This window comes from Rummeliibacillus sp. JY-2-4R, from assembly GCF_053847205.1.
The window spans coordinates 3932467-3951168 of record NZ_CM132623.1 but is presented as its reverse complement, the minus strand read 5'-3'; the positions used below and the strand labels follow the sequence as shown (position 1 = coordinate 3951168).

16 protein-coding genes, 1 pseudogene and 1 other annotated feature are annotated in these 18702 nt (G+C 36.2%); of the genes and pseudogenes, 14 read left to right on the top strand and 3 right to left on the bottom strand.

The window, feature by feature from the left end:
* Nucleotides 1-228 precede the first annotated feature (228 nt).
* Together ACWV26_RS19505 and ACWV26_RS19500 are read left to right on the top strand one after the other, a co-directional pair.
* The gene (locus tag ACWV26_RS19505) at nucleotides 229-1656 is read left to right on the top strand and encodes an aldehyde dehydrogenase family protein (protein ID WP_455896310.1); all 1428 of its coding nucleotides are present in this window, start codon (nucleotides 229-231) and stop codon (nucleotides 1654-1656) included.
* Nucleotides 1657-1774: 118 nt separating this feature from the next.
* Entirely contained in the window at nucleotides 1775-2266 is a 492-nt protein-coding gene (locus tag ACWV26_RS19500; protein WP_455896309.1) for an acyl-CoA thioesterase, read from the top strand.
* 115 nt (nucleotides 2267-2381) lie between these two features.
* Here ACWV26_RS19500 and ACWV26_RS19495 read toward each other — a convergent pair whose 3' ends face one another.
* The 3 genes and pseudogenes from ACWV26_RS19495 to corA all read right to left on the bottom strand — a co-directional run bounded on the left by ACWV26_RS19495 (nucleotide 2382) and on the right by corA (nucleotide 4976).
* Nucleotides 2382-2903, bottom strand: coding sequence for a methyl-accepting chemotaxis protein (locus ACWV26_RS19495; RefSeq protein ID WP_455898306.1), 522 nt, complete (start codon nucleotides 2901-2903; stop codon nucleotides 2382-2384).
* Nucleotides 2904-3146: 243 nt separating this feature from the next.
* A pseudogene (locus ACWV26_RS19490) lies at nucleotides 3147-3686 on the bottom strand (protoglobin family protein); the annotation flags it as partial.
* Nucleotides 3687-4013: 327 nt separating this feature from the next.
* A complete protein-coding gene (gene corA, locus ACWV26_RS19485; RefSeq protein ID WP_455896308.1) occupies nucleotides 4014-4976 on the bottom strand; it encodes a magnesium/cobalt transporter CorA in 963 nt (320 codons plus the stop codon).
* A 576-nt stretch (nucleotides 4977-5552) separates the two neighbouring features.
* Between corA and ACWV26_RS19480 the strand changes: the two genes are divergently transcribed.
* From ACWV26_RS19480 to cysS, 12 genes are all read left to right on the top strand, one after another.
* A complete protein-coding gene (locus ACWV26_RS19480) occupies nucleotides 5553-5870 on the top strand; it encodes a DUF4870 domain-containing protein (RefSeq protein WP_455896307.1) in 318 nt (105 codons plus the stop codon).
* 209 nt (nucleotides 5871-6079) lie between these two features.
* Nucleotides 6080-6550, top strand: a complete 471-nt coding sequence (locus ACWV26_RS19475) for a CtsR family transcriptional regulator (protein ID WP_455896306.1) — start codon at nucleotides 6080-6082, stop codon at nucleotides 6548-6550.
* Nucleotides 6551-6682: 132 nt separating this feature from the next.
* On the top strand, nucleotides 6683-7111 hold the full coding sequence (locus ACWV26_RS19470; RefSeq protein WP_455896305.1) for a UvrB/UvrC motif-containing protein: 429 nt from the start codon (nucleotides 6683-6685) through the stop codon (nucleotides 7109-7111).
* 3 nt (nucleotides 7112-7114) lie between these two features.
* A complete protein-coding gene (locus ACWV26_RS19465; RefSeq protein ID WP_455896304.1) occupies nucleotides 7115-8194 on the top strand; it encodes a protein arginine kinase in 1080 nt (359 codons plus the stop codon).
* 27 nt (nucleotides 8195-8221) lie between these two features.
* The gene (locus tag ACWV26_RS19460) at nucleotides 8222-10660 is read left to right on the top strand and encodes an ATP-dependent Clp protease ATP-binding subunit (RefSeq protein ID WP_455896303.1); all 2439 of its coding nucleotides are present in this window, start codon (nucleotides 8222-8224) and stop codon (nucleotides 10658-10660) included.
* Nucleotides 10661-10770: 110 nt separating this feature from the next.
* On the top strand, nucleotides 10771-12147 hold the full coding sequence (gene radA / locus ACWV26_RS19455) for a DNA repair protein RadA (RefSeq protein WP_455896302.1): 1377 nt from the start codon (nucleotides 10771-10773) through the stop codon (nucleotides 12145-12147).
* Nucleotides 12148-12279: 132 nt separating this feature from the next.
* Complete coding sequence (locus ACWV26_RS19450; RefSeq protein WP_455896301.1) at nucleotides 12280-13377, top strand: PIN domain-containing protein; 1098 nt, start codon at nucleotides 12280-12282, stop codon at nucleotides 13375-13377.
* 70 nt (nucleotides 13378-13447) lie between these two features.
* Nucleotides 13448-14134: a 2-C-methyl-D-erythritol 4-phosphate cytidylyltransferase gene (gene ispD / locus ACWV26_RS19445; RefSeq protein WP_455896300.1), complete on the top strand. Its 687-nt coding sequence runs from the start codon at nucleotides 13448-13450 to the stop codon at nucleotides 14132-14134.
* 2 nt (nucleotides 14135-14136) lie between these two features.
* Nucleotides 14137-14613, top strand: coding sequence for a 2-C-methyl-D-erythritol 2,4-cyclodiphosphate synthase (ispF, locus tag ACWV26_RS19440; protein WP_455896299.1), 477 nt, complete (start codon nucleotides 14137-14139; stop codon nucleotides 14611-14613).
* Between the two features lie 79 nt (nucleotides 14614-14692).
* Entirely contained in the window at nucleotides 14693-16153 is a 1461-nt protein-coding gene (gene gltX, locus ACWV26_RS19435) for a glutamate--tRNA ligase (RefSeq protein ID WP_455896298.1), read from the top strand.
* A 50-nt stretch (nucleotides 16154-16203) separates the two neighbouring features.
* Nucleotides 16204-16458, top strand: a binding site (T-box leader).
* A gap of 182 nt (nucleotides 16459-16640) precedes the next feature.
* Nucleotides 16641-17291, top strand: a complete 651-nt coding sequence (gene cysE, locus ACWV26_RS19430; protein WP_455896297.1) for a serine O-acetyltransferase — start codon at nucleotides 16641-16643, stop codon at nucleotides 17289-17291.
* 6 nt (nucleotides 17292-17297) lie between these two features.
* Nucleotides 17298-18698 carry a cysteine--tRNA ligase gene (gene cysS / locus ACWV26_RS19425; RefSeq protein ID WP_455896296.1) on the top strand — a complete coding sequence of 467 codons (1401 nt, stop codon included), beginning with the start codon at nucleotides 17298-17300 and terminating at the stop codon, nucleotides 18696-18698.
* The last annotated feature ends 4 nt before the right edge of the window (nucleotides 18699-18702 follow it).

Below are 18702 nucleotides of genomic sequence, written 5' to 3'. Positions count from 1 at the left end.
TCGAATATGACTGGAGATTTTTCTATTATCTATTAAAGACATGAATATAACTCTATGTGATTAGTGATAAATCTTAGCTAACGGGGTGAGTGTTTAACCACTCTACACCAAAGTCAACCAGAAGTCGCATAGGGATAATACAATCTGTGTAATTCTGAATGTTAAAAAATTGTAGGAAACAATGATAGTATGGATTAATAAGGGTAAATAATTTTGGAGGTGTTTTAGTTGAAAGAAACAAAACTATGGATCAATGGAGAATGGGTAGATACCAAAGAAAGTTATGAATTAAAAGCGCCTTATAGTGGCGAAGTTATTGCTAAAGTTGCGAAATCAACGACCAATGATGTTGAACAGGCCATTGAGGGCGCACATGAGGCTTTTAAAAAATTCAAATCTTCTACAGCGTTTGAAAGAGCTGAAATATTATATCGAGTTGTAGAAATTCTACGAGGAAGACGTCAGGAATTTGCCGAAATTCTTGCACAAGAAGCTGGAAAACCAATCACAGCTGGTTTAACAGAAATTGATCGAACAATTACTACGTATCAATTTGCTGCAGAAGCAGCGAAACAAGTGAGTGGAGAAACCATTCCGATGGATGCAGCTCCTGGTGGTAAGGATCGCATTGGCTTTACAAAACGAGTGCCTTTAGGTGTAGTATCTGCAATTACCCCTTTTAACTTCCCGTTTAATTTAGTAGCACATAAATTAGGACCAGCTTTTGCAGTTGGCAATGCAGTCGTATTAAAGCCTGCTACTCAAACACCGTTAAGTAGTATCGTGATGGCTGAAGTTTTTAAAGAAGCCGGTTTACCAGATGGCATGCTGCAAATAGTGACAGGGAGTGGGAGTGAATTGAGTGAAACGTTAACTACACATCCACTCGTAAAAAAGGTCACATTTACAGGTAGTGGTGCAGTTGGTTTAAAAATAAAAGAAAAGATTGGATTACGTAAAATAACGTTAGAGTTGGGTTCTAATGCAGGGCTAATTATTGAACCTAGTGCACCAATCGATAAAATTGTTGAACGATGTGTAGGCGGTGCATTTGGATTTGCAGGGCAAGTATGTATCTCTTTACAACGTATCTTCGTACATCAGTCAGTTTATGATGATTTTACAAAGGCATTTGTTGCAGCAACAGAAAAACTTGTTGTTGGTAATCCAATGGATGAAAAGACAGATGTAAGTGCTATGATTAATCCAAGTGAAGTAAAAAGAATCACCGAATGGATTGAAGAAGCAAAAGCACAAGGGGCAATCGTTGCGACAGGAGGTACATTCACACAAAGCACTTTGACACCAACCGTCATGACAAATGTCAAATCTAATATGAAAATAGTATGTCAAGAAACATTTGCACCGATCGTGTCGATTGTTCCATATGAAACATTCGACAAAGCGATTGAGTTATTGAACGATTCTGAACTGGGATTAAATGCAGGTATTTTTACAAATAATTTAGAAGATGCTATGAGAGCTGCTGATGAATTAGAGGCTGGGGCAGTCATCATTAATGACATTCCAACATTCAGAATTGATAATATGCCTTACGGTGGTATTAAAATGAGTGGCTATGGGCGTGAAGGAATTAAATATGCAGTACATGAAATGACAGAAATGAAGTTTATCACTATTAAGACAAAACTGTAATATAATAACTTAGTACAAATGTATAACAATCTGTCTAATTGCTGTTTATTATAAAATGTTGCAATGATACAGTATTAAGGGTAACATAGATACAGATACCTTTTGAGGAGTGATGTTTATGTTAGACCCAATCCCAATGAGCCAATCTAGGACTATTCAAACAAGATTAGTATTGCCACCAGATACAAATCATATGGATACAATATTTGGGGGTAAAATTTTAGCGTATATTGATGAAATTGCTGCGATTACATCGATGAAGCATGCTAAAATGCAAACTGTTACTGCATCATTCGATTCTGTTGACTTTTATTCTCCTGTCAGAAAAGGAGAAATACTAAGATTTGAAGCAATTGTAAGCTCTACAGGGCGGACATCAATGGAACTTTACATTGTTGTACATTCTCGAGATATATATACAGGTGTAACCAAGTTAACGACTGAATCCTTTGTTACGATGGTAGCTGTAGATGAAAATGGTGCACCTCAAGAAGTAGCTTCGGTTTTCCCGGAGACTGAAGAAGAAAAGAGACTATTTGAATCTGGTCCATTACGTCGAAAACTTCGTAAAGAAAAGCGTGAAATGCCAAATAAGTTCTTTAGTTTATAATAGTTAGTAACTTATCATTAACTTAAAGTCTAACTTCATTGAAAAATAAGATATAAAAAGAGCGACTATTTATGGTGGTAAACCAAGCCATGAATAGTCGCTCTTTTGTTAACGGTTAATCTAAATCGTTAGCAATATTGGTTAGCTGATCAGCAGATACTGAAACTTGAGTTGCCCCTTCACTTAATTCGTTTAATAATTGTGAAATAGATGTAATGTCTTCCATCGTATCTTCACTAATTCCTTTAATACTTGAAACTGCTTCTGCAATCTTATGAATTGATTGCGATAAATCATTTTGCATATTAACGCCTTGAGTTATTTGCGAATCGACACTTTTAACTGAGGAAGACATATTTTCGATATTTTCTTCCGTATCTTGAATTAATTGCGATACATTTTGTACAGCTTTTTTGGTTTCCTCAGCAAGTTTTCGAACTTCATCTGCTACAACTGCAAAGCCTTTACCGTGTTCGCCAGCTCTAGCTGCCTCGATGGATGCGTTTAAGGCAAGTAAATTAGTTTGATCAGCAATATCTGTTACGAGATGTACTATTTCAGTGATTTTATGCGACGAAACTCGTAATTTACTCATTGTTTTATCTAGTAGTGAGACACTTTTAGACATTTGATTCATTAATGTAGTCTGCGTATCTAAAAGCTGTTTGCCATTTTCGGACTTTTCTTGGGTCGCGGTAACGAATGAAAGTCCTTGTTGAGTTGATTGAGCAATTTCATCTGCTTGGCTTGCTAATGCTTGAATTGATGCAGTGGTTTCTTCGCTAATTGCGCTTAGTTCTTGTGCCGTGCTTTGGACAGAAAAGACTATTTTATGTTTGGACTTGTCTGCTTGTGTACGAAGATCTTCTTGCCTACTTTCATATGCTTCAATCACGAGTTGTTGCTCTAAACTAATAATTTTAGAAAAAGAATTAATGGCTAAGGCAGTATCACAACCTGAAAGTTCAAGTCCTTTAATAAACTGAGCGAAAGTAGAAGTTAATGATTGAAATGAGTTGATATACCATTTTGACGGAAGGCCAATATGTACATGGACATGGGCGATTTTAATTCTTTGTTTCACATAAGCATCATCAATTTGACAGTTGAACATTTCATTGATATGACGTGTTAATGTTACCTTTAGTCGATCGAGTGTAGAATAATCGTTAATAATTTGAATTAAATTTGGTACTTGATAAAGGGCTTCGTAAAAACTATCAACCATTTCTATTGTTAAATCCTTAGCTTGTGGTTCAAATTGTTTAATAATGGCTAAGTCTTTCTTAGTTAATTGTAATAACTCAATTTGTTTTTGCAATTCAGGGTGCTTAGATAAGTCTAATTTTACTTGATCAATATATTGATCAATTTTGAAATACTCTTCACTTTTTTTACTTTTAATAGACCAAAGTGCCATAATAATTGCTCCATTCTATTGTTAGAAAATTTTATAATTTATTTTATCATTATAAATGTGTAAATTGTCATTAAATAATTTATATTTTTAGAACAAATTGATTATAAAATAATTTATGTATTATTGGGTAAAAATAACTAAAGTTAAAATTGAAAATAAAGGTTAACTTTACCTTCAAGGATTGTGAATGAATTCAGGGTGCAATGCCCATTGTAGCTGTCTTGTGTAATACATTAAAAGCGCACGTTTTAATGTTAAATAAACTAGCATTAAAACGTGCGCTTTCTAATATATTATTAATAATGGTTGGTTACTTTTTAACAGGTCTTATGGTTTGAATAAGTCAAACCAGCCTTTATGTTTGAACCAAGAAACCATTGAAACAGCGATAGTTATCATAATAAATAGGATGACAAAATAGCCATAATGCCACTCAAGCTCGGGCATGTTTTTAAAGTTCATACCATATACTCCGGCGATAAAAGTTAAAGGAATGAAAATCGATGAAATAATAGTTAAAATCATCATAATACCATTCATGCGGCTAGCGTTAACAGACATATGGCTATCACGCATATCTGCGGTTAGTTCACGATTGGATTCTACCATTTCAGTTAACTTAACTAAATGGTCATGAATATCCCCAAAATAAACACGCTCTTGATCGTCTAGATGAAATCGATAGGAGTTTAAAATTCTATAAAGTAAATCACGCATAGGTAAAATTGTTCTTCTTATATGAAGTAAATCACTTCTTAAATCAAAAACATATCTCATAGATTTTGTACTGTTTTGATAATTTAGTTGGTCTTCAATTTCATTTAAATGATCTTCAATGTTGTATACCATCGGAAAATAACTATCCACTATTTTATCGATTGCCTGGTACATTACAAAAAGTGTTCCTCGTTCCCATGTCTGTGGACGACTCATTAAACGTTTGCGAACGACGTCAAATTCTGGAACAAATGATTTATGGTAAGTTACGACGAAATTAGGAGATACAAATAAGTTTACTTCTTCTGCTTCGAAAGTTTCTTCGTTAATCTTATGAGCAACGAGAAAATGATAATCATCGTAATAATCTAATTTTGGACGTTGTAAACGCATTAAACAATCTTCGATAGCAAGTGGATGGAAATGAAAGAATTGATCTAATAGAACATCTTCTGTAGCACTTGGCTTTTCAAAGTCCACCCAATACCAATCAAACTTTCCTTGTTTAATTTCCTCCAATGGAAAATCCATGATAAGTTGTTGGTCATTTGTCACCCCAAGTGTTCGAATCATAGCTACTCCTCATTTCAACTGTTGTTATGTCTATATTCTCACAAAATGATAGAGGTGTCATGATTTTTCTCTATTCATGCGTCTTCGATTTAGTGTAAGTAAAATGGCTACCCTAAAGTAAGAAATAAGTAATTTACACTTCTTAAGATAGCCATTTAAATTAGTGATTAGGAATCCAGTCTCCAATGAAATGTTTAGTTGAAACTTTAGTAAATATATTAGAATCCCGCGAACTATAGTGTTCTTGTGAAATGCGAGTTAGTTTATGTTGGATTGTTTTAGTACACGTAGCTTTTTGTTCATTACAATTTTGCAGTAGGGAGCTTTTTAACATGCAGTATGGCATACCGACAAAAACAACTAAGCATAGCAATATTGTTCCTATCAACAATAGCATTTTTTTCATAAGAGAAAATCCCCCTTGCAAATATGTTATTAAACAAGACGCAAAACTTGAGTGGGATGTTCCAATATGTAAGTTTAGAATTTTCTTTCCAAAGGATGAAACTATTCGGATTGGTAAACGTAAATTAGCTATAACATAAGGTTGAATGAAATGAAAGAGAGTGATTAGTTGTGGAGGAAAAAGGAGTGAAGGTAATACTGCATGCGAGTGCTTTTTTTGCTCCATGTTTGGTACCAATTCTTTTCTTTGTATTTATTAACAACGAGGAAGTTAAACGTTTATCAATTCAAGCGTTATTATTCCAATTTGTCATGTGGTTATTAGTTGGCATTGGTGGTTTTCTAACTTTAACTATAGTTTTGGCGATAATTGGAATTCCCATGCTTATTATATTCGGTCTTATGGGTATAATTGTTCCGATTATAGGGATTGTAAATGCGTTAAAAGATGAGAATTGGGAGTATCCGATTGTTGGAAAATGGATTTAATCAGTTAATAAGTGAGCATACTGCAACTAGCGGTGTGCTTTTTTGTATAAGTGCTGAAGGCGCTCGACAGGTTCTAGCCGCTTAAGCCAGATATCATTAAATAAGTTATTCAGCAGGGAAATGCAGAATATTTGCGTCATTATTTAATGCCATATATAATATAGTCAAAGATAGTCAAAGTCAGTGATTTCTGAGTGAGGTGGACTAAGTTGCGAAATATCTCTGACATTATAGAAGGGTATTTGAAGGAAGTTATTGAATTAGGTGGTAAAGGACATATTGAAATTAAGCGAAGCGAAATTGCAGATAAATTTCAATGTGTACCATCGCAAATAAATTATGTTATTAATACCAGATTTACTGCTGAACGTGGTTATTTAGTTGAAAGCAAACGTGGTGGAGGCGGTTATATTCGAATATTACGTGTGAAGGCTAATTCAGAAGCAGAGTTAATTGATGAAATTTTGCAACAAGTTGGTGATACAATTCCTCAAACAGCGTCACAAGATTTTATATTCCGCTTGATTGATGAAAATGTAATTACTCGCCGGGAAGCAAAGTTGATGGTTGCGGCCCTAGATCGTTCAGTGCTGTGCATTAATTTACCTGAAAGAGATGAATTACGTGCACGAATATTGCACGCAATGTTACTTACATTGAAATATAACAAGCAAAGTTAAAGAGGTGCAAGGATGATTTGTGAAAATTGTAAACAGAGACCCGCAACAATCACAGTAACACAGATGAAAAACGGCAAAAAGGTCACTAGAAACTTTTGTGATGTATGCAACAAACATCTGGATCACTTTCACTTGAACCTCGATTCAGATGAAAACTCAAATGCAATGCAGAAGCTATTTTCAAATTTGTTTGGAACGTCAAGTTGGTCTGTTCAAGCAGTACCAATAAGTAAGCCACAAACCAAAGTGCAAAATGAAAGCTGTCCACAATGTGGTATGACATACCGGCAATTTCTAGAGGAAGGAAAATTCAACTGTCCTACGTGTTATGAAACTTTTAAAGAACAACTTCCGCAAGTGCTTAAACGTTTGCATAATGGTGCTACCGAACACATAGGAAAAGTACCAGGATCGATTAATGAAAGCTATCAAGTTAAGCGTCAAATTGAGGCTTTGCGCCAAGATATGAAAGTAGCAATAGAAGAGGAACGTTTTGAAGATGCAGCAAGTTTAAGAGATCATGTTCGAGCACTTGAACAAAAGCTTTTGGGAGGTGAGTAATAGTTGAACATTGAACACTTCCTACAAAGTAAACCACCTCTTTGGATGCGAGGTGATATTGATTATGGCGATATCGTTATGAGTACACGCATAAGACTTGCAAGAAATTTAACAGGTTATCGCTTTCCAAGGGCCTTTTCCGATGAAGAATCATTACAAATAGATAAAATGGTTTCAAGCGCTTTAATCGATGGGGATAACAAGTTTGATATTCCATTTTCCTATTTTTCTCTTCATGATATGCCTTCCTTGCAAAGGCAGGTGTTAGTGGAAAAACATTTAATAAGTCCCCAACTTGCAAATAAAACAAAATCTGGTTCAATCCTAGTATCAGAAGACGAAACGATTAGTATTATGATAAATGAAGAGGATCATATCCGAATTCAATCATTGCAACCTGGACTTCAACTAGATAAAGCTTATCGTTTTGCGGATGAAGTAGATCGTTTGCTAGAAAAAAAGTTACCTTATGCTTTTGATGATTCATTTGGCTATTTAACTAGTTGTCCAACGAATACAGGAACTGGCCTTAGGGCATCGGTCATGATGCATTTACCAGCTCTAACGGTGACTAACCAAATGGGCCCACTAATTAATACAATGGCACGTCTTGGAATGGTTGTAAGAGGTATTTACGGAGAAGGTACTGAGGCAGTTGGAAATTACTATCAGATTTCGAATCAAATTACACTTGGCAAACCTGAAGAAGATATCATTTTAGATTTGCAAAGTGTGGCTGAACAAATTATCCAAAAGGAAGTAAGTGCACGGAGAGCGTTATTGGAACACGCATCCATTGCTGTATCTGACCGTTTAAACCGCTCATTAGGAGTCTTAAAATACGCTAGAATCCTATCGAGCGAAGAAGCAGCAAACTGTTTATCAAATGTCAGATTGGGTATAGATTTAGGACTAATACCAACTATTCCTGATCGAGTTTTAAACGAATGTATGTTAATTATGCAACCGGGCTTTTTACAGCAGCATGCAGGCACAACGCTCAAAGCAAATGAAAGAGATGTGTACCGTGCATCTATTATAAGAGAACATTTGCAATTAGATAATACAGAAACTAATCAATAGCTTAAGGATAAGAAGGGGAGGATATCTATGATGTATAATCGTTTTACACAACGCGCTCAAAAAGTTTTACAACTGGCTCAAGAAGAAGCTATTCGTATGAAACATGAAGCCATTGGTACTGAACACATTTTATTAGGGCTAATACGCGAAGGTGGCGGAATTGCCGCAAAAGCACTAGAAGCAATAGATGTAAGTACTGAAATGATTGAAGAAGGAATTGAAGAATTAGTAGGTGTAGGTACAAAAAATGTTGGACCGATTGTACATTACACACCACGTGCTAAAAAGGTAATTGAACTTTCAGTAGATGAATCCCGTAAACTAGGTCATTCATATATAGGTACTGAACATTTACTACTAGCATTAATTCGTGAAGGTGAGGGTGTTGCAGCTCGTGTATTGAATAACGCTGGCGTAAGCTTAAATAAAGCACGTCAACAAGTATTACAACTTTTAGGGAGTAATGACCACCCACAAGCAAATACGAATACTGTTCCGGCTGCAAATACACCAACTTTAGATAGCTTAGCACGTGACCTTACGCAAATTGCGAGAGAGGGAAGTTTAGACCCTGTAATTGGTCGAAGCAAAGAAATTACACGTGTCATTGAGGTTCTTTCTCGTCGTACAAAAAACAACCCTGTATTAATTGGGGAACCTGGTGTAGGTAAAACTGCTATTGCTGAAGGATTAGCTCAGCAAATCATTAATAACGAAGTACCAGAGACATTACGTGATAAACGTGTCATGACTTTAGATATGGGGACTGTTGTAGCAGGTACCAAATATCGTGGTGAATTTGAAGACCGTTTGAAAAAAGTAATGGATGAAATTCGCCAAGCAGGCAATGTAATCTTGTTTATTGATGAATTACACACTTTAATTGGTGCAGGTGGTGCAGAGGGAGCAATTGATGCATCTAATATTTTAAAACCGTCTCTTGCACGTGGTGAATTGCAATGTATCGGTGCAACAACTTTGGATGAATACCGTAAGTATATTGAAAAAGATGCAGCACTTGAAAGACGTTTCCAACCAATTCAAGTAGATGAGCCAACTGTGGATGAAGCAATCCAAATTATTAAAGGCTTACGTGATCGTTATGAAGCACATCACCGTGTGAAAATCACAGATGAAGCGATTGAAGCAGCTGCTAAAATGTCAGATCGCTATATTTCAGACCGCTTCTTACCAGATAAAGCAATTGATTTGATAGACGAAGCGGGTTCAAAAGTTCGATTACGTTCATTCACAACTCCACCGGATTTAAAAGAATTAGAACAACAACTGGATTCTTTGCATAATGAAAAAATGGCTGCAGTACAATCACAAGAATTTGAAAAAGCAGCATCATTACGCGATAGTGAACAAAAGTTAAAAGATAAACTTAACACGACTAAAAAAGAATGGAAAGAAGCTCAGGGTAAAGCTGAATCAAAAGTGACAGTGAATGATATTGCAGAAGTCGTATCGATGTGGACAGGGGTACCGGTTTCTCAATTAGCGCAAGAAGAGTCCGAAAAACTACTTCACCTTGAAGAAGAATTGCATAAACGCGTTGTAGGTCAAGGGGAAGCAGTCGAAGCAATCTCTAGAGCAATTCGCCGTGCACGTGCTGGATTAAAAGATCCAAAACGTCCAATTGGTTCATTTATATTCCTAGGACCAACAGGTGTAGGTAAAACAGAGCTTGCTCGTGCGCTAGCAGAGGTAATGTTCGGTGACGAGGATGCAATGATTCGGGTTGATATGTCCGAATACATGGAAAAACATTCGACTTCCCGCCTTGTAGGTTCACCACCAGGATATGTAGGTTTTGATGAAGGTGGCCAATTAACAGAGAAGGTGCGTCGTAAACCATATTCTGTTATTTTATTAGATGAAATTGAAAAGGCGCATCCAGATGTATTTAACATTCTCTTACAAGTGCTTGATGACGGTCGCTTAACTGACTCAAAAGGTCGTGTTATTGATTTTCGTAATACGGTAGTGATCATGACATCTAATATTGGTGCAGAAGCATTAAAATATCGCAAATCACTTGGATTCGGTGCTCAAAGTACATCGCAAAGTCAAGAAAATGCGAAGAATGTCATGATGGAAGAATTGAAAAAAGCATTCCGTCCTGAGTTCTTAAACCGAATCGATGAAATGATTGTATTCCACTCACTAGAAAAAGAAGAATTAAATCAAATTGTTAACTTAATGGCAAAACAATTAACAAAACGTCTAAAAGAACAAAACATAACATTGGAGTTAACACCAAATGCAATTGAGAAAATTGCGAAGGAAGGTTATGACCCACAATATGGTGCTCGCCCATTACGCCGAGCTATCCAAAAACATGTGGAAGATCGCCTTTCTGAAGAAATTTTAAAAGGTACAGTATTAACTGGACAACGTGTTGTATTTGATGTAGAAGATGATCAATTTGTTGTTCAAGTAAAAGAATTAGTAACGAAATAATAATGATGTGGCGATAAAAGCCACATTTGAAAGGCATTCCAAATGAGGAATTTGGAATGCCTTGTTTTATAATATAAGAAAAAAAGAAATACTTTCTTATAGGAGGAAATATGGCTAAAAAAAAGACAAAATTCTTTTGCAATTCATGCGGGTACGAATCACCCAAATGGCTAGGTAGATGTCCAGGATGTGGTGATTGGAACACGATGGTTGAAGAAGTGGAAGTAGTATCAAAAGGACCTAAAGGCGCATTTTTACATTCTTCAAGTGTTTCTCAAAAGGCAACTCCTATTATTTCTATTGAAACACAAGAGGCTCCGAGAATCGAAACGGAACTAAAAGAGTTGAATCGCGTCTTAGGAGGTGGAGTAGTACCAGGCTCACTTGTATTAATCGGCGGAGACCCAGGTATTGGAAAGTCTACGTTATTACTACAAGTTTCTGCTCTGCTATCTAATAAAGGTCATCGTGTTCTCTACATTTCAGGAGAAGAATCTATACGTCAGACGAAGTTGAGAGCTGAGCGACTTGGGGTTAAATCGCAGGAGCTTTATATTTACTCCGAAACAAATTTAGAATTGTTGAATCAAACAATTGATGAGGTTAAACCGAAATTTGTTATCGTCGATTCAATTCAAACTGTCTATCATCCCAATGTTACAAGCGCACCAGGCAGCGTATCTCAAGTTCGAGAGTGTACTGCAGAATTTATGAGAATCGCAAAGACAAAGAATATTGCCATTTTCTTAGTAGGACATGTAACAAAGGAAGGGCAAATTGCAGGTCCACGCATTCTAGAACATATGGTGGATACTGTTTTGTATTTTGAAGGTGAACGTCACCATACCTACAGAATACTGAGGAGTCAGAAAAATCGCTTTGGTTCAACCAACGAAATTGCTATATTTGAAATGCTCCAAGGCGGGTTAAAAGAAGTTTTAAATCCTTCTGAACTCTTTCTACAAGAACGCTCGCAAGGCGCCCCGGGGTCTACTGTCGTTGCCTCTATGGAAGGAACAAGACCAATCTTGGTAGAGATTCAAGCACTTGTCACACCTTCGAGCTTTAATTATCCAAAGAGAATGGCGACTGGAGTTGACCAAAATCGCATTTCTTTGTTGATGGCTGTATTAGAGAAAAGAATGGGCATGTTATTACAAGCGCAAGATGCTTATATTAAAGTTGCTGGTGGTGTAAAGTTAGATGAACCTGCAATTGATCTTGCTATTTTAGTAAGTATTGTCTCTAGCTATAAAGATGTCGCAGCAAGGCCAATGGATTGTTATATCGGGGAAGTTGGCTTAACCGGTGAAGTGCGCCGTGTTTCACGAATTGAACAACGTGTACAAGAAGCAGCTAAATTAGGATTTAAACGTGCGATTATACCCTCTTCTAATTTAGGTGGTTGGGAATATCCAAGTGACATTGAAGTAGTTGGAGTGGATACGGTTAATCAAGCGTTGAAATTAAGCTTTAAAGATTTTTAAAATTTGACCTACATTTAGTCAGTTGATGTCTAATTAATTGTTTTTTTGACATAGATTGTACTAAGTGGGTCTAACAAAGTTATTTTAAGCTAAACTAAGTATTATATTATCAACTAATGAGGAGGTGTAAAAATGTTAAAACGTTTGATTCAGATTGCATTTCTTTTTATCGGTGGAACTTTGGGTTTATTTATATTACCGCCATTATACGAATTGATACATTTATCTTCAAACCCATGGTTAAATAATCCGTATACTTCTGTCGGAATTGGAGCTTTAATTTTATTCGGTTTTTCATTTTTACTATCAGATTATTTTGTTAAATTTATCCGGTGGATGGAAGAAAAATTATTAAAGGCTCCTGTGGGCGATTTATTGTTTGGTACTTTAGGTTTGATTATTGGATTAATTCTTGCATATTTCATTGGATTTGCAATTGATAATATACGAATACCTGTTATTACAACTATTTTGCCAATACTATTGTCAATTGTATTAGGATATCTTGGGTTCCAAGTAGGTTTTAAAAAGCGTGATGAATTAATCAATGTCTTTACATCAGGTAAATCACTTTCAAATGGCTCAAAGAAAAAATCAGTTGAAGAGCCTGAAGTTCCAGGGTCGATGTATAAGCTTTTAGATACAAGTGTAATTATCGACGGACGTATTGCAGATATTTCTGAGACTGGATTTATAGAAGGGGTTTTAGTAGTACCTCAATTTGTTTTAACGGAATTACAACATATTGCGGACTCATCAGATACCTTAAAACGTACAAGGGGTAGACGTGGTTTAGATATTTTAAGAAAACTGCAAGATGAAAGAGCGTCACAGGTGTTAATTACTGAAGTTGACTTTGAAGATGTACAAGAAGTAGATTTGAAATTAGTGCGCCTAGCGAAAAAAATGGGTGGACAAATTTTAACAAATGACTTTAATCTAAATAAAGTATGTGATTTGCATAATGTCATGGTGCTTAATATTAACGATTTGGCAAATGCGGTAAAACCGGTTGTTATACCAGGCGAAGAAATGAATGTTGTTGTGATTAAAGATGGTAAAGAACATAACCAAGGTGTAGCTTATCTAGATGATGGGACCATGATTGTTGTAGAAGAAGGGAAGTCATATATTGGTCAAGCTATAGTTGTGACAGTAACAAGTGTATTACAAACATCTGCTGGTCGTATGATTTTCGCAAAACCAAAACAAAATGGAAGAACAGCATAATATAAAATACGAAAAGTGGCAGGGTGAGTTTATAAGCCTTGTCCTTTTCATTGATTGGGAAGTGAAGCCTATGCAATATGATGTTATATTACCAGCGGCGGGTAGTGGAAAGCGAATGGCTGCAGGAGTCAATAAATTGTTTTTAGAGTTGCAAAGAAAACCCATACTTATACATACTCTTGAAGTTTTCCAGCAGGATGAAGCTTGTAAAGGAATATGGCTTGCTGTAAAACCTGATGAACGCCCATATATTGAAGAACTTTTAGCAAAATACAATATTACAAAAGTAAAAGCATTACCAGAAGGTGGTGCAGAACGCCAATATAGTGTAAATGCTTGTGTGAAAAAAATAGAAGATGGCAAGATTGTATTAGTACATGATGCAGCTCGTCCTTTTATAACCATACCTATTATTCATAAATTGGTTGAAGTAGCGCAATACAAGGGCGCAGCTATTGCGGGAGTAAGGGCAAAAGATACAATGAAACGTGTAAAAGATGGAATAATTGAGGAAACAGTAGATCGCTCAAGTTTATGGATGATTCAAACTCCACAAGCATTTGAGTTCCAAGTGTTAAAAAGTGCAGAGCAACTAGCTGAAGAAGATGAATTTTTAGGTACCGATGAAGCTATGTTAGTAGAACGATTAGGACAATCTGTATATGTAGTTGAAAGTAGCTATGAAAACGTTAAAATAACTACTAAAGAGGACTTAGTATTTGGTGAAGCTATCTTAAGTAAACGTATAGGAGGATAACTATGTTTCGAGTAGGACAAGGGTTTGATGTACATGCATTTGCAACAGGACGCCCATTAATCATTGGAGGTATTGAAATTCCCCATGAGAAGGGGCTAGTTGGTCATTCAGATGCAGATGTATTATTACATGCCGTAACAGACGCAGCGCTTGGTGCAATCGGAGAAGGCGATATTGGTCGTCATTTTCCCGACACAGATCCAGAGTTTAAAGACGCAGATTCAGCAAAACTATTAGCGTATATTTGGGAGTTAGTCGAGAATAAAGGCTACTCTTTAGGAAATGTTGATTGTACAATTATGGCGCAACGACCAAAATTAGCTCCATATATTGAACAAATGCGCAATCGTATTGCAGAACTTTTACATGCAGAACCCGATCAAGTGAACGTAAAAGCAACAACTACAGAAAAGTTAGGCTTTACTGGTCGTGAAGAGGGAATTGCCTCAATGGCAACAATTTTGCTTATTAAAAATTGACTTTCTTTAAATTTTATACTAGCAGTGGTAAAATGGACAAAGTTGAATTTTTTGAACAATAAATAGGAGGATATAAACCATGACTAACAAAGTTCGTGTTCGTTATGCACCAAGCCCAACAGGACATTTACACATTGGTGGCGCACGTACAGCACTATTCAATTTCTTATATGCAAAACATAATGACGGAGATTTCATTCTTCGTATTGAAGATACAGATGTAGCTCGTAACATTGAGGATGGCGAAGCATCACAAATCGAAAATCTAGCTTGGTTAGGAATCCATCCAGTAGAATCTCCAGTTATTGGCGGTCCTTACGCTCCTTACCGTCAAATGGAACGTTTAGATATTTATAAAGAATATGCAAACAAATTAATCGATATGGGTATGGCTTACAAATGTTTCTGTACGTCAGAAGAATTAGAAGCTGAACGCGAAGCTCAACGCGCAAACGGCGTTGCAGCACCAATGTATAATGGAGCTTGCCGCCATTTATCAGCTGAGGAAGTAGCTGAAAAAGAAGCAGCTGGCATGCCTTACACAATCCGTTTCAAAGTGCCAGAAAATGAAACATACACATTCGACGATTTAATCCGTGGTGAAGTAACGTTTGAGTCTAAAGACGTTGGTGACTGGGTAATCGTGAAAGCAAATGGAATTCCAACATACAACTTTGCGGTTGTACTTGATGATCACTTGATGGAAATGACACATGTATTCCGTGGTGAAGAACATTTATCAAACACACCAAAACAATTAATGGTTTACCGTGCATATGGATGGGAAGCACCTCGTTTCGGTCACATGACATTAATTGTAAACGAAAATCATAAAAAACTTTCAAAACGTGATGAATCTATTATTCAATTCATTTCTCAATACAAAGATCTTGGCTATTTACCCGAAGCAATGCTAAACTTCTTAGCATTACTTGGTTGGTCTCCAGAAGGTGAAGAAGAAATTTTCACAATGGATGAGTTAATTGCTCAGTTTGATGAAAAACGTCTTTCTAAATCTCCGTCAATGTATGACACAAACAAATTAAAATGGATGAACAACCAATACATGAAAAAATTATCTCATGAAGAAGTAGTGGAGCTTTCTCTTCCTTTCTTACAAAAAGAAGGATTACTTCCTCAAGAATTAACCGAAGAACAACATGATTGGGCTTCAAAATTAATTGGTCTTTATCATGAACAAATGAGCTATGGTGCTGAAATTGTTGAATTATCTCATATGTTCTTTACAGATGAAATTGCATATAATGATGAAGAAAAAGAAGTATTAGCAGGAGAACAAGTACCAGAAGTAATGGCTGCGTTTAAAGCACAAGTCGAAAGCTTAGAAGAATTTGAACCAGCAGAAATTAAAAAGGCGATTAAAGCTGTTCAAAAAGAAACTGGCCACAAAGGGAAAAACTTATTCATGCCAATTCGTATTGCTACAACTGGCGAAATGCATGGCCCAGAACTTAACGACTCACTTGCAATACTTGGTAAAGAAACAGTTCTTAATCGCATTACAAAATTTATAAAATAATATTGTTTGCTTTTTTTCTACTTCAGTGTACAATAAAGCTTACAAATGATGAAAAAGCGTTGAAGAGGAGAAGTATGCGGCACACGCTCCAAAGAGAGGACCATCACCGGCTGAAAGTGGTCCTGGGCCAATGTAAAGCAGAAATGCACCTCAGAGTGCTAAGTTAAAAGTTCTAAAAGCGGATTGCAAAATAGACGCTTTAACAAGTAAACTTAGCCGGTTCGTCACCGTTAAAGACATTCAAGCGGGAAGTGTTATAAATGCTTCCAACCAGAGTGGAACCGCGCATATACGGCGTCTCTGTCTTTTAAATAAGACAGGGGCGCCTTTTTATTTAAATCAAAACCTTTCTAAGGAATGATTAAAACTAGTGCGGTGTTCAAATCTGCAAGAGTGAAAGAAGATTTGACTTGGTCTTTTTGTTTCTAAAGTATTGTGTTAAGAAATAAAGAATAAGAAATGAAGATTTTAAAAAGGGGGAATTTCAATGTTTAAGAGATTGAAAGAAGATATTGCTACTATTTTTGAAAATGATCCAGCTGCTCGTAGTACATTAGAAGTTGTATTAACTTATTCAGGATTACATGCTATATGGTCACACAGAATTGCACATGCTTTTTATAAACGTAAATTTTATTTTCTTGCGAGAGCTATATCACAAATTAGTCGGTTTTTTACAGGTATAGAAATTCACCCAGGTGCAAAAATCGGCCGTCGTTTTTTTATTGACCATGGAATGGGAGTTGTAGTTGGGGAAACTTGTGAAATTGGAAACGATGTTACACTATATCAAGGTGTAACATTGGGTGGTACAGGGAAAGAAAAAGGCAAGCGACATCCAACATTAGAAGACAATGTTTTAGTTGCTACCGGCGCAAAAGTACTTGGTTCTATTACAGTTGGTGAGAATAGCAAAATAGGTGCTGGCTCAGTTGTATTAAAACCAGTTCCGCCGAATGCGACAGTTGTAGGTATTCCAGGGAAAGTCGTTATACAAGATGGTATTCGTGTGAATCATGAACAAAAACTAGACCACCAAAATATTCCTGACCCTGTAGAAGATCATATCCACCAACTAGAAGTTAGAATTAATGAATTATGTAGAGAAGTTGAGGAAGAAAGCAAAAAGGAGAGATAATTCCCAATGAGTATTCAAATATTTAACTCATTAACACGTGAAAAGGAGCCGTTCGTACCCCTTGAAGAAGGTAAGGTCAAAATGTATGTTTGCGGTCCGACTGTTTATAACTACATTCATATAGGGAATTCACGTCCTGTTATTGTATATGATACTGTGCGTCGATATCTAACATACCGTGGTTATGATGTTACCTATGTATCAAACTTTACAGATGTAGATGATAAAATTATTAAAGCGGCTAATGAGTTAGGGGAAGAAGTTTCAGAACTAACAGAGCGTTTTATCAATGCCTATTTTGAAGATATAACAGCACTTGGTTGCCAAAAGGCTGACGCACATCCACGTGTAACAGAACATATGGATGAAATTATTGAGTTCATAAGTGTTCTAATCGAGAAGGGATATGCTTACGAATCTCAAGGAGATGTGTATTATAGAACTCGAAAATTTAAAGAATACGGCAAATTGTCACATCAATCAGTAGATGATTTGAAAATTGGAGCTCGTATTGAAGCTGGGGAAAAGAAAGAGGATGCCTTAGATTTTGCACTCTGGAAAGCAGCAAAACCAGGTGAAATTTTCTGGCACAGCCCATGGGGAGATGGACGTCCGGGGTGGCATATTGAATGTTCTGTAATGGTGCATAATCATTTTGGCGATACTATTGATATTCATGCAGGAGGTCAAGATTTAACATTCCCTCACCATGAAAATGAAATCGCTCAATCTGAAGCATATACAGGTAAAACCTTTGCACGTTATTGGATGCATAATGGTTATATTAATATCAATAATGAGAAAATGTCTAAATCATTAGGGAATTTTATTTTAGTGCATGATATAATTCAGCAAATTGATCCGCAAGTTTTACGTTTCTTCATGTTATCTGTTCATTATCGTCATCCGATTAACTTTGCACAAGATTTAGTAGAAGCTGCAGCTGCAGGTTTAGAACGTATCAGAACGTCTTATGGAAACTTAAAGCATCGTCTAACTGCGACAGCTAATTTAGCTGAAAAAGAACAATCATGGTTAGATGCAATTAATCAAGAACGTCATAACTTTGAAACTGCAATGGATGATGATTTTAATAGTGCAAATGCTATTGCTGCGCTATTCAGTCTATCAGCAGAAGCAAATAAATATTTGAATGAATCAAATACGAACGAAGAAATTTTAACTGCATTTATCGATACATTAAGAGAACTCTCAAATGCACTGGGTATTGTACTTGAAGTGAAAGAGGAATTATTAGACGAAGAAATCGATGCGTTAATTGAAGAACGTCAACAAGCAAGAAAAGATCGAGATTTTAAACGCGCCGATGAAATTCGTGATCAACTAAAAGATATGAATATTATTTTAGAAGATACACGTCAAGGCGTTAGATGGAAACGAGGTTAAAGAA

What these genes read in the sequence shown, in the direction of transcription:
- ispD (WP_455896300.1), top strand. Translation starts at nt 13,448, where the DNA reads ATGCAATATGATGTTATATTACCAGCGGCGGGTAGTGGAAAGCGAATG.
- ACWV26_RS19500 (WP_455896309.1), top strand. Translation starts at nt 1,775, where the DNA reads ATGTTAGACCCAATCCCAATGAGCCAATCTAGGACTATTCAAACAAGA.
- ACWV26_RS19495 (WP_455898306.1), bottom strand. Translation starts at nt 2,903, where the DNA reads ATGAATCAAATGTCTAAAAGTGTCTCACTACTAGATAAAACAATGAGT.
- ispF (WP_455896299.1), top strand. Translation starts at nt 14,137, where the DNA reads ATGTTTCGAGTAGGACAAGGGTTTGATGTACATGCATTTGCAACAGGA.
- cysE (WP_455896297.1), top strand. Translation starts at nt 16,641, where the DNA reads ATGTTTAAGAGATTGAAAGAAGATATTGCTACTATTTTTGAAAATGAT.
- cysS (WP_455896296.1), top strand. Translation starts at nt 17,298, where the DNA reads ATGAGTATTCAAATATTTAACTCATTAACACGTGAAAAGGAGCCGTTC.
- ACWV26_RS19450 (WP_455896301.1), top strand. Translation starts at nt 12,280, where the DNA reads ATGTTAAAACGTTTGATTCAGATTGCATTTCTTTTTATCGGTGGAACT.
- corA (WP_455896308.1), bottom strand. Translation starts at nt 4,976, where the DNA reads ATGATTCGAACACTTGGGGTGACAAATGACCAACAACTTATCATGGAT.
- radA (WP_455896302.1), top strand. Translation starts at nt 10,771, where the DNA reads ATGGCTAAAAAAAAGACAAAATTCTTTTGCAATTCATGCGGGTACGAA.
- ACWV26_RS19460 (WP_455896303.1), top strand. Translation starts at nt 8,222, where the DNA reads ATGATGTATAATCGTTTTACACAACGCGCTCAAAAAGTTTTACAACTG.
- gltX (WP_455896298.1), top strand. Translation starts at nt 14,693, where the DNA reads ATGACTAACAAAGTTCGTGTTCGTTATGCACCAAGCCCAACAGGACAT.